Here is a 13,164-nt window from a genome sequence, read left to right as displayed (position 1 = left end):
GGCCGCCGGGACCGTCGGCTCACAGCGGCCCGAAGCGGTAGCCGAATCCGCGCACGGTCTGCACGTACCGCGGTTTCGCCGGTACGTCCTCCAGCTTGGCCCGCAGCCGTCCGACCGCCGCGTCCACCAGCCGGGAGTCGCCCAGGAAGGTGTGGTCCCAGACGGACGCGAGGAGCTGCTCGCGGCTGAACACCCGGCCGGGGGAGGCCGAAAGCTCCAGGAGGAGGCGCAGCTCGGTGGGCGGCAGCGCGATCGGGACGCCGTGCTTGGTGACGGTCAGCCCCGCGCGGTCGATGACCAGACCGGCGGGGTCGGCCTCCGCTCCTCGCACCGGAGCGGAAGGCTCCGCCCGCCGCAGCGCGGCCCGGATACGGGCTTCGAGGACGGGCGCGGTGACCGGCTTGACCACGTAGTCGTCGGCGCCCGCCTCCAGACCGGTCACGATGTCCTGGTCGTCTCCGCGCGCGGTCAGCATGATGACCGGCAGGGTGGTGGTCCTGGCGCGGATCCGGCGGCACACCTCGAAGCCGTCCATGCCCGGCAGCATCAGGTCGAGCACGGCCAGCTCGACCTTCGCACCGCCCGGGCCGTCCAGCAGAGAGAGGGCCTGCTCGCCGGTGGCCGCCGTGTCGACGTCGTACCCGTGCCGGCGCAGCACGAGCTCCATTCCGTCCCGTACGGACGCGTCGTCCTCGATCAGCAGTACATGCGGCATAGGAACGATTATGAGCATCCCGATCGCCGATCAGGCGCCCGGGAAGGGGGCGGATACGCAGGTCGGGGGCATTGTTACGTTCTCATCATGTCGTCATGGACAGGCCATCACGTGGCGTGGTGAGGCTGGAGCACATGAACCCCACGACGACCTCCCGTGCCACGGCCCGGCTGCGCATCGCCGCGCTCGCCGCGCTTCCCGTCCTCTTCTTCTCGGCGGCCTGCGGCGGCGATGGCGACAGCGCCGGCGGCGACGGCGGGAAGAAGGGCGACGAGATCGCCTCGGTGCCGGACACCCCGTCGGCCTCGCGCACGGCGGACGGCGCCGCCGCCCCCAGCACCGCGCCCGCCGGGAAGAGCGCCTTCTACGACGCCCAGCTGAAGTACGTCCAGTGCATGCGCGTCAAGGGCGGCTACAAGGACTACCCGGACCCGAAGCTCAGCGGGCACCTCGACTGGACGAAGATCGAGGAGATCTCGTCCCGGCCCGGTCAGAACGAGGCCGCCAAGGGCGGCAAGGACGGCGTCTGCGCCCCCGAACTCCAGCGGGCCATGCTGGCCGAGCCCAAGCGCGACCAGCAGAAGGACTACGAGTCGATGCTCGCGCACGCCAAGTGCATGCGGGACAACGGCGTCTCCCGCTTCACCAACCCGACCATGAGCGGCGGCAACGCCCAGCCGGGCGGCGACCCGAACCCCGCCTCGCCGAGCATCGACCAGGATTCGCCGACGTACAAGCAGGCCCGCGAGGCGTGCAGGACGAAGCTGCTCGACGGTCTGGACGGGATGCAGTGAAGCGCCGCTCCGGCTTCCTCGTACTCGGCGCGGCGACCGTCGCCGCCGCGGTCACCGGGGGCGTCCTCGTCCTCGACCGCGGCGGGGAGGCCGACGCGTCCGGCAAGGGCGGGGACCTGCCGCCCGCGACCGCGACCGTCGTGCGCACGGACCTCGTACGGTCCAAGACCGTCGACGGCACGCTCGACTTCGCCCAGCGCCGCACCGTCAAGTCCGCCGTCGAGGGTACCGTCACCGTGGCCGCCCCCGAAGGGAAGACGCTGACCATGGGCGAGGCTCTGTACGAGCTGAACGACAAGCCCGTCACCCTGCTCTACGGGCCGGTCCCCATGTTCCGCGAGATGAAGGCGGGCGACCGGGGCAGCGACGTCCTCCAACTGGAACGCAACCTCCGGGACCTGGGATGGGGGGCGAAGCTGTACGTCGACGCGCGGTACGGCAAGGACACCGAGGCCGCCGTCAAGGAATGGCAGAAGTCCCTGAACCGGGAGCCGACCGGCAAGGTCGGCAAGGGCGACGTGGTCTTCCAGCCGGGCAAGGTCAAGGTGGTCTCCGCCGACGCGGCCCTCGCCGACCAGGTCGCCCCGAACGGCCCTGTCCTGACGGTCGCCTCCACCCAGCCCGTCATACGGGCACAGCTGGACCAGTCCGACGGGGCGCTCACCTCGCGTGGCACCAAGGTCGAGGTCACCCTGCCGAGCGGGAAGACCGCGGCCGGCCGGGTCGCCGGGACCGTACGCCCCGAGGAGACCGCGCCCGGCGGCGCTGGGGGCGCCCAGGACGGCATCACCGTCGAGGTCGTCCTCGACGGCGGGGTGAGCGCCGCGAGCGGCGAGGACGCCAAGACGTCGGCGAGCGTGAGGTTCGTCAGCGAAGCACGCAGAGGAGTCCTCGCGGTCCCGGTCGAGGCGGTCGTCGCCCTGCGCGGCGAGAACGGCGGCTACGGCCTCCAGGTCGTCCGGGGGACCGGCTCGACGATGGTGCGCGTCGAGACGGGCATGACCGCCGACGGACGGATCGAGGTCAGCGGCCCGGACGTGCGCGAAGGCCTGAAGGTCGGGGTGGCGACGTCATGACACCGGCCCCGGTCCCCGGGACGACACCGGCCCCGGTGATCGAACTGAGGGACGCCGGCAAGGCGTACCCCGGCGGCGTCCACGCCCTGCGCGCGGTGAACCTCACCGTCCAGGCGGGCGAACTGCTCGCCGTCGTCGGCCCGTCCGGCTCCGGCAAGTCCACGATGCTCAACGTCATGGGCACCCTCGACAAGCCCACCACCGGCACCGTCCGCGTCGCCGGGTACGACGTGTCGGAGCTCTCCGACTCCCGGCTCTCCGCCCTGCGCGCCCGGCACATCGGCTTCGTGTTCCAGCACTTCCACCTGGCGGCGGGACGCGACGCGGTCGACAACGTCGCCGACGGCCTGCTGTACGCGGGCGTCCCGCTGCGGGAACGGCGCACGCGCGCGCGGGAAGCGCTCGCCCGGGTACGTCTCGACCACCGCCGCTCCCACACGCCGAACGAGTTGTCCGGCGGCGAGAAGCAGCGCGTGGCCATCGCGCGCGCCCTGGTGAAGGAGCCCCGACTGCTGCTCGCGGACGAACCGACCGGGGCGCTCGACACCGCGTCCGGCGAGATCGTCATGGAGCTGCTGCACGAGCTGAACGCGTCCGGCACCACGATCTGCGTGATCACCCACGACAACGAGATCGCCGGCTCGCTGCCGCGCCGGGTGCGCTTCAAGGACGGCGAGATCGTCTCCGATATCCGTTCGGACACCCGCTCCGACGCGTCCGGGGAAGGGGCCGGTTCGTGAAGCACGACCTCAAGCCCTCCCGCCTCGCTCCCGGCGACGTGCTCCGGGTCGGCGCGGTCGGCCTCCGTGCCCGCCGCGCGCGCGTGGTCCTGTCGGCGCTCGGCATCGCCATCGGCATCGCGACCATGGTCGCGGTCGTCGGTCTGTCCGAGTCCAGCCGCGCGGACCTCATGGCCCGGCTCGACCGCCTCGGCACCAACCTCCTCACCGCGGAGGCGGGCAAGGACGCCATGGGACAGGAGATCAAGCTGCCCAAGAACGCCGTCGCGATGGTCGAGCGCATCGGCCCCGTGCGGCACGCCACGGCCACCGGCGACGTCGACGCCCGGATCCGCCGCAGCGACGTGGTCCCCGAGGAACGCACCGCGGGCGTCACCACCCAGGCCGCGGGCATCGACCTGCTGTCGGCGCTCGGCGGCGAGGTGGCGAAGGGGGTGTGGCTGGACCCGGCCCGTGAACGGCTCCCGGTCACGGTCCTCGGCGCGGTGGCCGCGGACCGCCTCGGCATCACCCGGACCGGCGAGACGATCATGATGAACGACACGCGCGTGGTCGTCGTCGGCATCCTCGCACCGCTCGAACTGGTCCCCACCCTGGACCGGGTGGCCCTCGTCGGATTCCCGGCCGCCGAGCGCTACTTCGGTTTCGACGGCCATCCGTCGACCGTCTTCGAGCGTTCCACGGACGCCTCGGTCGAGGACGTACGGGCGGTCCTGGCCCGCACCATCAGCCCCGGCGACGAGGGGGGAGTCAAGGTGTCCCGGCCCTCGGACGCGCTGGCCGCGAAGGCCGCCACCGACGAGGGCCTGACGACCCTGATGCTCGGCCTCGGGGCGGTGGCCCTGCTGGTCGGGGGAGTGGGGGTCGCCAACACCATGGTCATCTCCGTCCTGGAGCGCCGCCAGGAGATCGGCCTGCGCCGCTCCCTGGGCGCGACCCGCAACGCGATCCGCCTCCAGTTCCTGACCGAGTCCCTGCTCCTGTCGGCGCTGGGCGGCGCGACGGGCGCACTCCTCGGGGCGGCGGCGACATACGGCTTCGCCCGCGTCCAGGGCTGGACCGCGGTGGTCCCGCCCTGGTCCCTGGCGGGCGGCCTGGCCGCGACGCTCGTGATCGGAGTGATCGCGGGCCTCTATCCGGCGATCCGCGCCTCGCGACTGCACCCGACGGTGGCGCTGAACGCGAGCTGAACGCGAGCGCGGCGCGCCCCGGCCGATGGAGCCGGCCGGGGCGCGCCACGGGAATCACACGACGCTGATCAGGCGATGTCGAACCGGTCCAGGTCCATCACCTTGTCCCACGCCGACACGAAGTCGGTCACGAACTTCTCCTTCGCGTCGTCGCTCGCGTAGACCTCGGCCAGCGCGCGCAGCTCGCTGTTGGAGCCGAAGACCAGGTCGGCGCGGGTGCCCGTCCACTTGACGGCGCCCGTGGCGGCGTCGCGGCCCTCGAAGACGGTCGCGTCCTCGGACGTCGCCTTCCAGACCGTGCCCATGTCGAGCAGGTTGACGAAGAAGTCGTTCGTCAGGGAGCCCGGGGTGGTCGTGAGGACGCCGTGCTTCGACTGCTGGTGGTTCGCACCCAGCACCCGGAGGCCGCCGACGAGGACCGTGAGCTCGGGGGCGCTCAGGGTCAGCAGGTTCGCCCGGTCGACGAGCAGGAACTCGGCCGGGAGACGGTTGCCCTTGCCGAGGTAGTTGCGGAAGCCGTCGGCCACCGGCTCGAGCGCGGCGAAGGACTCCACGTCGGTCTGGTCCTGCGCGGCGTCCACCCGGCCCGCCCGGAAGGGGACCTCGACCGCGACGCCGGCGTCCTTCGCGGCCTGCTCGACGCCCGCGGCGCCGGCCAGCACGATCAGGTCGGCGAGCGAGATCCGCTTGCCGCCGCTCTGCGCGCCGTTGAACGTCTCCCGGATGCCCTCCAGGGTGCGGAGTACCGTGGCGAGCTGGTCGGGGTCGTTGACCTCCCAGCCGCTCTGCGGCTGGAGACGGACGCGCGCACCGTTGGCACCGCCGCGCTTGTCGCTGCCGCGGAAGGACGAGGCCGACGCCCAGGCGGTGGAGACCAGCTGGGAGACCGTGAGGTCCGAGGCGAGAACGCTGCTCTTGAGGGCGGCGACGTCCGAGGCGTCCACGAGCTCGTGGTCCACCGCGGGCAGCGGGTCCTGCCAGGGCAGGATCTCGGAGGGAACCTCCGGGCCGAGGTAGCGGACCACCGGGCCCATGTCACGGTGGGTGAGCTTGTACCAGGCGCGGGCGAAGGCGTCCGCGAACTGCTCCGGGTGCTCGTAGAAGCGCCGCGAGATCTGCTCGTACGCCGGGTCGAAGCGCAGCGACAGGTCGGTGGTGAGCATCGTCGGGAGGTGCTTCTTCGACGCGTCGTGCGCGTCGGGGATGATCGCCTCGGCGTTCTTCGCCACCCACTGGTGAGCACCGGCCGGGCTCTTGGAGAGCTCGTACTCGTACTCGAAGAGGTGCTTGAAGAAGTCGTGGCCCCACTGCGCGGGAGTGGTGGTCCAGGTGACTTCGAGACCACTGGTGATCGCGTCGGCGCCCTTGCCGGTGCCGTACGAGTTGGCCCAGCCGAAGCCCTGCGCCTCAAGGGGCGCGGCCTCGGGGTCGGCGCCGACGTTGTCCGCGGGGCCGGCGCCGTGGGTCTTGCCGAAGGTGTGGCCGCCGGCGATGAGGGCGACGGTCTCCTCGTCGTTCATCGCCATGCGGCGGAACGTCTCGCGGATGTCGCGGGCCGCGGCGACCGGGTCCGGGTTGCCGTTGGGGCCCTCGGGGTTGACGTAGATGAGGCCCATCTGGACCGCGCCGAGCGGGTTCTCCAGCTCGCGGTCACCGGTGTAGCGCTCGTCGCCGAGCCAGGTGGTCTCGGGGCCCCAGTAGACGTCCTCGTCGGCCTCCCACACGTCGGCACGGCCGCCGGCGAAGCCGAAGGTCTCGAAGCCCATCGTCTCCAGGGCGACGTTGCCGGTGAGGATCATCAGGTCGGCCCAGGAGATGTTCTGGCCGTACTTCTTCTTGACCGGCCACAGCAGGCGGCGGGCCTTGTCCAGGTTGCCGTTGTCCGGCCAGCTGTTGAGCGGCGCGAAGCGCTGCTGGCCCGCGCCGGCGCCACCGCGGCCGTCGCTGATGCGGTACGTACCGGCGCTGTGCCAGGCCATCCGGATCATGAGCGGGCCGTAGTGGCCGAAGTCGGCGGGCCACCAGTCCTGCGAGGTGGTGAGCACCTCGGCGATGTCCCGCTTCACGGCGGCGAGGTCGAGGGAGTTGAACGCCTCGGCGTAGTCGAACTCCGCGCCGAGCGGGTTACCCACGACGGGGTTCGTGGCGAGGATCTTCAGGTTGAGCCGGTTCGGCCACCACTGGCGGTTGCCGCCGCCCTGGGTCGGGTGCGCGGCGCGGGTGTGCGCGACCGGGCAGCCGCCGCCCTCCGCCTTCGCGTCTCCGACGATTGCTTCATGGTTCTCAGACATGCGGAATCCTTCCGGACCTGGCGGATCACAGTGCTCAGGAAGCGTGACGACACGCGCGGGATAGTCCGTCACGTCGCCGTCTCCCGCCGTGCTGGAGTCTTCCTGTCCCTTGGCCATCAACAGAACAGATCCTACGATGGACCTAGTCCAAGTCAAGAACCCCGCCAAATACTGTCCGACGGCTGGCGCGCCGAAGAGGTGAGTAGACATGAGTGACCTGCTCGAGCGATTGCGAGCACGAGGCTGGCGGATGACGTCCCAGCGACGTGTCGTCGCGGAGGTCCTGGCCGGCGACCACGTACACCTCACCGCGGACGAGGTGCACGCCCGGGCCGTGGCCCGGTTGCCCGAGATCGCGCGGGCGACGGTCTACAACACGCTGGGCGAGCTGGTCTCGCTGGGGGAGGTGGTGGAACTGTCCACGGACGGGCGGGCGAAGCGGTACGACCCGAACGCGCACCGCCCGCACCATCATCTGGTCTGTTCGGACTGCGGCATCATCCGTGACGTCCACCCGACGGGCGACCCGCTGGCCGTCCTGCCGCCCGCGGAGCGGTTCGGCTTCAGCGTGTCGAAGGCCGACGTGACGTACCGGGGGCTCTGCCCGGCCTGTTCCTGAGCGGGCGCCCGGAAACGAAGGGAGCCCCTCCGCCGGTGTCCGGCGGAGGGGCTCCTCTCGTGTGCTGCGCAGGGACTACTTCAGGACCGAGAGGGCCGCGTCGTAGCTCGGCTCCTCGGCGATCTCGCCCACGAGCTGCGCGTGCAGCACGGTGTCGTTCTCGTCGAGGACGACGACGGCGCGCGCGGTCAGACCCGCCAGCGGGCCGTCCGCGATCTCCACGCCGTAGTTGGTGTGGAACTCGCGGCCGCGGAGCGTCGAGAGGTTCTTGACGTTCTCAAGACCCTCGGCGCCGCAGAAGCGCGCCTGGGCGAAGGGCAGGTCGGCGGAGATGCAGAGCACCACCGTGTTCTCCAGCTCGCCGGCCTGCTCGTTGAAGGCGCGGACGGAGGAGGCGCACGTCGGGGTGTCGACGCTCGGGAAGATGTTGAGGACCTTGCGCTGACCGGCGAAGTCCTTCAGCGACTTGTCCGCAAGCCCCTCGGCGACGAGCGTGAAGTCGGGGGCCTGGCTGCCGGGGGTCGGCAGGGCGCCGTTGACCTGCACCGGGCTGCCCTTCAGCGTGACCTGGGCCATGGGGAATCTCCTTCGGACGGTGTGAGTGGCAACGCGGGAATCGTACGGCGTGTGGACCTTGGGGAACGACACGGGCCGCCGGTGCGGCCCCGGGGGCCGGTCGCGAGAGAGAGCCCCGCGAGGTTTACGTATGTGAACGACCGTGGACGCCCGGCGGGCCCTGGTGGCGCCATATCGGGCGGTGCAGGTCGCACCACAGGCCTTGACGGCAATGGTTCAGACCTTTAAGTTCCCGACTCGACAGCCGTCCCCCGTTCACATACATGAAGAAGGGGTAACTCCTTGTCCAGATGGCGCGTTGAATCCCGTACGGCACACATCCGAAGGCGTTCGCTGCTCGCCGCACCCCTGTTGCTCGCCGCCCTCCTCGCCACCCTGCTCGCCGGGCCCGCCGGCGGCCGTGCCGAGGCGGCTCCCGCGACCTTCGTCCACCCAGGCGTCCTCGTCTCGCGGGGCCAGCTCGACTTCACCCGGGAGAAGGTCAACGCCGGGGCGCAGCCCTGGAAGGCCGCCTTCGACCAGATGATGGCGAGCAAGTACGCGTCGCTGTCCCGCGTCCCCAAGCCCCGCGCGGTGGTGGAGTGCGGCTCGTACTCGAACCCGAACCTCGGCTGCACCGACGAGCGCGAGGACGCCATCGCCGCGTACACGCTCTCCCTGGCCTGGTACATCACGCGCGACGGCCGGTACGCCCAGAAGGCCATCGAGATCATGGACGCCTGGTCCGGCGTGATCACCGACCACACCAACTCCAACGCGCCGCTGCAGACGGGCTGGGCGGGCTCCTCCTGGCCCCGCGCCGCCGAGATCATCCGCTACACCTCCACCGCCTGGCCCCAGGCCCGCGTCGACCGCTTCAAGACGATGCTGCGCACGGTCTACCTCCCCGAGGTCACGAACGGCTCCCACTCCAACGGCAACTGGGAGCTCAGCATGACCGAGGCCGCGATCGGCATCGCCGTCTTCCTGGAGGACCGCGCCGCCTACGACAAGGCGGTGGCCAAGTTCCGCGGCCGCGTCCCCGCGTACATCTACCTCGCGAGCGACGGCGCTCTCCCGAAGGGGGCGCCCGGCAGCGGCCTCGACACCCGCGACGAGCTCGTCAAGTACTGGCAGGGGCAGACCACCTTCGTCGACGGACTCACCCAGGAGACCTGCCGCGACCTCACCCACACCGGCTACGGCCTGGCCGCGATCGCGAACATCGCCGAGACGAGCCGCATCCAGGGGCAGGACCTCTACCCCGAGGTCGCCGACCGGCTGCGCCACGCCCTCGGCCTCCAGGCCAAGTACGAGCTCGGCGAGCCGGTCCCGGGCTGGCTCTGCGGAGGCGCCCTCCGCGACCACCTGGGACCGGTCACCGAGGTCGGCTTCAACGCGCTGCACCACCGCATGGGGTACGCGATGACGAACACGCAGCGCCTCACCGAAGCCAACCGTCCGGCGGGCACGAACAACCTCTTCGTGGCCTGGGGGACCCTGACCCACGCCGCCAACCCCCGCTGAGCACGCCCCGAGAAAGCCCTGAGTACGCGCTGAGTACCCGCGTCCGTCTCTGAGTACGGCACACAGCTCCTCGACGGGCGCGGGACATGCGACAGTACTCCGACGGAGCCGGGGGGCTCCGCGAGTGAGCGCGGGGGGCGAGGGTCGTGGATCTCTTCGACGGCGAGCTGGGCGGGCGGGACGACAACAACGCGGACGTCGGGGGCAGCTGCTCCTGGGTCACCGTGGTGATCGTCGGCATCCTGGTCCTGGTCGTGGTGCTGGCGAACTGGCTCTGGGACCAGCTGCACCGCCTGATCTGACCCGACGCCACCGCCACCGACCCGCCAAGGAGCAGTACATGGCCCGCCTCCGTCCCGCTGCCGCGCCCGACGCGACTTCCGCCAAGGACGCCTCGGACCTCGACAGCGTGAGGGCCTGGTGGAAGACGCTCGGACGCGACGGGTTCGTGGTGCTTCCGCCGCCGACCCGCAGCCGGTACACCCAGTCCGACGGCCACGAGGACGCCGCCGAACTGTGCGCCGTGCGCGGACTCGCCACCGGCACGTCCTTCGCGTACTGGCACTGGCAGGCGCATCAGGCCTTCGACCGCACCGGCGCCCTGAAGAGCGAGCTGATGCTGTACTGGGGCGGTGACCACGCGGCCGTCGCCACCGGCCTCGGGGACGGCCCGGCCGGCTTCCGGGTCGTCGACGGAGGCCCGCAGGGCGCCTTCCGGCTGGACCGGGTGACACTCCTGGACGGTGCGGGGCTGCCCCACCCGGCGGACCCGGCCGGGGTACGCCAGTTCCTCGCCGCGCTCGACGAACCGGTCGACCGCACCCGACTGCCGTTCCGTTACCGGCCGCTGACGCCCGTCGAGGCCGCGTGGCTGCACGACCGGCTGCGTGGCCCCGTGGACCCGTCCGCCACCGCCCGCTTCGTGATCTCCCTGGAGCGGCGGGACGCCCTCACCGGCGAGGAGACGCGACGGCTCCTCGACGTGTGGAGGGAGCGGTACGCCGGCCGGCTCGCCGACTGGGACGCCTGGCGCGCGGCGCTCCACGCGCTGCTCCGCCACGACCACGAAGAGGCCTGGGACGTCGTCGCCGCCCTCGGCGCCCGGGCGGCGGACGTGCTCGGCGAGGTGCCGTCCGAGCGGGGCCTCGCCGTCCTGCGGGACCTCGCCGTCCCGGGGGACCTCGGGCGCGACGGCGACCGCGCCACGATCACCGCGTGGCTGACGGCGCACCGGGCGGTCCGCGAACCCGACCCCGTACGGGCCGCGGCCGAACTGGCCGCCGAACTGGCCGCGCACGGCACCTCGGAGGCGGCGATGCGCGCCCTCGCGACCGCCCTCACCAGCGCCGTCACGGCCGACCGGCGGACGGAGACCGGGGCCGACCACTCGACCGGCCGGCGCTTCAACGCCCTCGCGGCGGTCCGGTTCAGCACGGACGAACGGCTCCCGCACGAGCTGCGCGTGGCGGTCGCGCGGACCGCGCGGGACCACGTCGACCACGTCCGCGAGGAGGCCGTCCGGCTCGGCCCCGCGTACGCCGACGCCACCGGCACCGACGCCGTCGACGCGCTGGCCGCCGCCGACCGCTACGAGGCCGCCCGCGACGAGCTGCTCGCCGGAACCGGCCCCGACCTCACCCTCGGCGAGGGGATCCTGGGCCGCGACTGGCACCGCTACCGGACCCTCACCGACGCCGACGTCCGGTGGCTGCGGGCCCAGGTGGCCGACCCCGGCACGGGCGTCCAGGGACTCGCGTACTGCCTCGAACTCCTCCTCGCCCACGGCGTGGCCACCGGGGGCGAAGTCGAGGCGCTCCTGCCCCGTTGGAAGAAGGAGCTCACCAAGCGGTACCGGACCACGTACACCGAATGGCGCCACCCGCTCGTCACGCTCACCTGTCTGGCCCTCGACCTCGACCACCCGGCCGCGGGTGCCCTGGTCACCTGGTGGAGCAAGCCGCGGCCCGTGTGGAAGAACGACATCCGCCTGCTGACCCACCTCGGCGCCCCCAACGAGGCCAAGGCCGCCGAACTGTGGGACTTCGTCACCTCGGGCGCCCACGACACCGGACAGCTCATGACCTGGGTACTGCTCCGAGCCCGGCTCGACGGGGAGGCCCCGCTGCTCGTCGCCGACCGCCTGCTCGGCACACCGGGCATCCGCACCTACGTCCTTGAGCGGGTCCTCATCGGCGTCGCCGACCCCGCGCAGCCGCTCTGGCACTACGCCGTCGACCCGTGCGGCCGGGACTGGTGGCGGCGCGCGCAGGAGGTCGCGGACCATCCCGGGCTGTCCGCCGAGGCCCGCGCGATCGGCCTGCGCGCGGCCCGCGACCACCACCTGATCCGCTACCCCGACGAGTTGCGCCCCGCCCCGACCGAGGCCGAACTCGCGGCCGCAAGAGCCTGGATCGCCGCGCACGCCGCAGACTGACGAGTCGTCGCGGTGCTCGTCAGGAGACTGACCTGCCGAAGAACTCCAGCTCCGCGACGGCCACCTGCTTGCGCGGGTCGGCGCGCCACGCCGTACGCAGGACGAGACGCACCGACAGCGCGTCGCGCACCCGCAGGTCGACGCGCTGGGTGCCGCCGTCGTTGATGAGGTGGTGCGAGACGCGCGTCTCGCCCGACGCGTCCTTGACCACGAGGTCGAAGGTGCGCGGGGTCGCCTGCCCGTCCGCCTGCGTCGTGTTCTTCGCGCTTCCGGGGGTGACCAGCACGCTCAGCAGATCGGTCGGTTCGGCGAATCCGGCCTCCAGGTACTGTCCCGCCGAGTCGCCCGCGTATCCCGTGCCCCACCAGGTGTTGGAGTACCCGTCGCCCGCCAGCTTCGCGTTCTGCTTCGGCGCGGAGTGGGAGGCCGCCCAGGTGACGGGGTGGACCGGGACACGGGTGGCGAAGTGGTCCTGGACCGCGCGCGCGGCGGGCGGGCCGCCGACGACACCGCCGACGACCACGGCGACGACCGCCGTCGCGATCAGGGCGCGGGCGATCCAGCGGCCCCGGTCGCGGTCGAGACCGGGGCGCCGGCCCGCGTACGGGCCCTCGGCCGTGGAGAGCCGCTCGGGGACCATGGGCGTCGCGCAGTACCGGCAGAAGTGACGGCCCGGAGTGTTCGCGAGCCGGCACGCCGGGCACGGGGTGCCGCCCTCGACGGGCGCGGGCGCGACGGCGGTCCTCGCCGCGGGCCGCGCGGCCTCGGGGCGTGCGGGGAGCACGGGCGCGGCGACAGTCGGCTCCGCGGGGCGGTTCCCCGGGACGGGGACGAGGAGCGAGCGTGCGACCGTGTCCGAAGCCTGGCTGGACGCCTGCCTCGCCTCGGATACGGGGGTGGATGCAGCCTCGGGCACGGGTACGGGCTCCTCGCGGGACGGATCCACGGCGGGCAGCGGGGCCGTGACCTCCTCGGATCCGGCAGCGGGCGCGCTTTCCTGGACGTCCCGCACCTCCGGGTCCGGTCCGGCCGCGGCGGACGTCGACTCCTCCCGGTCCGGGACGGCGGCGTCCGGCGGCGCGGCGGACGCGCCGGCGGAAGGCGTCGCCGCCGGGGCGTCCCAGCGGAGGAACGCCCCGCAGCTGTCGCAGAACGACTGGTCCGCCGCGCGGACCGGGCTCGCGCAGTCCGGGCAGGGGCGGGACAGGGGCGCGTCACTCATG

Annotated in this window: 12 protein-coding genes; 8 read left to right on the top strand and 4 right to left on the bottom strand. The window is 72.4% G+C overall.

The annotated features are described in order from the left end of the window. Positions 1 to 19: 19 nt before the first annotated feature. Positions 20 to 715, bottom strand: a complete 696-nt coding sequence (locus tag OG357_RS00920; RefSeq protein ID WP_329619243.1) for a response regulator transcription factor — start codon at positions 713 to 715, stop codon at positions 20 to 22. Between the two features lie 134 nt (positions 716 to 849). Between OG357_RS00920 and OG357_RS00915 the strand changes: the two genes are divergently transcribed. The 4 genes from OG357_RS00915 to OG357_RS00900 are packed head-to-tail and all read left to right on the top strand — an operon-like array spanning position 850 to position 4,515. Then, positions 850 to 1,509, top strand: coding sequence for a hypothetical protein (locus tag OG357_RS00915; protein ID WP_329619242.1), 660 nt, complete (start codon positions 850 to 852; stop codon positions 1,507 to 1,509). Further along, positions 1,506 to 2,585 carry a peptidoglycan-binding domain-containing protein gene (locus tag OG357_RS00910; protein ID WP_329619241.1) on the top strand — a complete coding sequence of 360 codons (1,080 nt, stop codon included), beginning with the start codon at positions 1,506 to 1,508 and terminating at the stop codon, positions 2,583 to 2,585. The genes OG357_RS00915 and OG357_RS00910 overlap by 4 nt, the downstream gene beginning before the upstream one ends. Further along, positions 2,582 to 3,325 (top strand): ABC transporter ATP-binding protein, encoded by a 744-nt coding sequence (locus tag OG357_RS00905; RefSeq protein ID WP_329619240.1) that lies wholly within the window; start codon positions 2,582 to 2,584, stop codon positions 3,323 to 3,325. Before OG357_RS00910 ends, OG357_RS00905 begins: the two co-directional genes overlap by 4 nt. Beyond that, positions 3,322 to 4,515 (top strand): ABC transporter permease, encoded by a 1,194-nt coding sequence (locus OG357_RS00900; protein ID WP_329619239.1) that lies wholly within the window; start codon positions 3,322 to 3,324, stop codon positions 4,513 to 4,515. The genes OG357_RS00905 and OG357_RS00900 overlap by 4 nt, the downstream gene beginning before the upstream one ends. 68 nt (positions 4,516 to 4,583) lie before the next feature. Here OG357_RS00900 and katG read toward each other — a convergent pair whose 3' ends face one another. After that, positions 4,584 to 6,806, bottom strand: coding sequence for a catalase/peroxidase HPI (gene katG, locus OG357_RS00895; protein WP_329619238.1), 2,223 nt, complete (start codon positions 6,804 to 6,806; stop codon positions 4,584 to 4,586). Between the two features lie 208 nt (positions 6,807 to 7,014). Here katG and OG357_RS00890 point away from each other — a divergent pair, with 208 nt between their 5' ends. Then, positions 7,015 to 7,425 carry a Fur family transcriptional regulator gene (locus OG357_RS00890; RefSeq protein WP_329619237.1) on the top strand — a complete coding sequence of 137 codons (411 nt, stop codon included), beginning with the start codon at positions 7,015 to 7,017 and terminating at the stop codon, positions 7,423 to 7,425. Positions 7,426 to 7,500: 75 nt separating this feature from the next. Here OG357_RS00890 and tpx read toward each other — a convergent pair whose 3' ends face one another. Continuing rightward, positions 7,501 to 8,001, bottom strand: coding sequence for a thiol peroxidase (gene tpx, locus OG357_RS00885; RefSeq protein WP_329619236.1), 501 nt, complete (start codon positions 7,999 to 8,001; stop codon positions 7,501 to 7,503). Between the two features lie 318 nt (positions 8,002 to 8,319). Here tpx and OG357_RS00880 point away from each other — a divergent pair, with 318 nt between their 5' ends. From OG357_RS00880 to OG357_RS00870, 3 genes are all read left to right on the top strand, one after another. After that, positions 8,320 to 9,507, top strand: coding sequence for an alginate lyase family protein (locus OG357_RS00880; protein ID WP_443066786.1), 1,188 nt, complete (start codon positions 8,320 to 8,322; stop codon positions 9,505 to 9,507). Between the two features lie 146 nt (positions 9,508 to 9,653). Then, entirely contained in the window at positions 9,654 to 9,809 is a 156-nt protein-coding gene (locus tag OG357_RS00875; RefSeq protein WP_329619235.1) for a hypothetical protein, read from the top strand. A gap of 38 nt (positions 9,810 to 9,847) precedes the next feature. Next, on the top strand, positions 9,848 to 11,941 hold the full coding sequence (locus OG357_RS00870; protein WP_329619234.1) for a hypothetical protein: 2,094 nt from the start codon (positions 9,848 to 9,850) through the stop codon (positions 11,939 to 11,941). 19 nt (positions 11,942 to 11,960) lie between these two features. Here the strand turns inward: OG357_RS00870 and OG357_RS00865 are convergent, their stop codons facing one another. Next, entirely contained in the window at positions 11,961 to 13,163 is a 1,203-nt protein-coding gene (locus tag OG357_RS00865; protein WP_329619233.1) for an NADase-type glycan-binding domain-containing protein, read from the bottom strand. Between the last annotated feature and the right edge of the window lies 1 nt (position 13,164).

The sequence above is a fragment of the Streptomyces sp. NBC_01255 genome, assembly GCF_036226445.1.
Lineage (GTDB): Bacteria > Actinomycetota > Actinomycetes > Streptomycetales > Streptomycetaceae > Streptomyces.
Note: the sequence above shows the minus strand (reverse complement) of the source record. Positions and strands in the feature narration are given on the sequence as shown.

Coding starts and splice junctions, on each gene's coding strand:
- OG357_RS00920 (WP_329619243.1), bottom strand. CDS start 715: ATGCCGCATGTACTGCTGATCGAGGACGACGCGTCCGTACGGGACGGA.
- OG357_RS00915 (WP_329619242.1), top strand. CDS start 850: ATGAACCCCACGACGACCTCCCGTGCCACGGCCCGGCTGCGCATCGCC.
- OG357_RS00905 (WP_329619240.1), top strand. CDS start 2,582: ATGACACCGGCCCCGGTCCCCGGGACGACACCGGCCCCGGTGATCGAA.
- katG (WP_329619238.1), bottom strand. CDS start 6,806: ATGTCTGAGAACCATGAAGCAATCGTCGGAGACGCGAAGGCGGAGGGC.
- OG357_RS00890 (WP_329619237.1), top strand. CDS start 7,015: ATGAGTGACCTGCTCGAGCGATTGCGAGCACGAGGCTGGCGGATGACG.
- tpx (WP_329619236.1), bottom strand. CDS start 8,001: ATGGCCCAGGTCACGCTGAAGGGCAGCCCGGTGCAGGTCAACGGCGCC.
- OG357_RS00870 (WP_329619234.1), top strand. CDS start 9,848: ATGGCCCGCCTCCGTCCCGCTGCCGCGCCCGACGCGACTTCCGCCAAG.
- OG357_RS00865 (WP_329619233.1), bottom strand. CDS start 13,163: ATGAGTGACGCGCCCCTGTCCCGCCCCTGCCCGGACTGCGCGAGCCCG.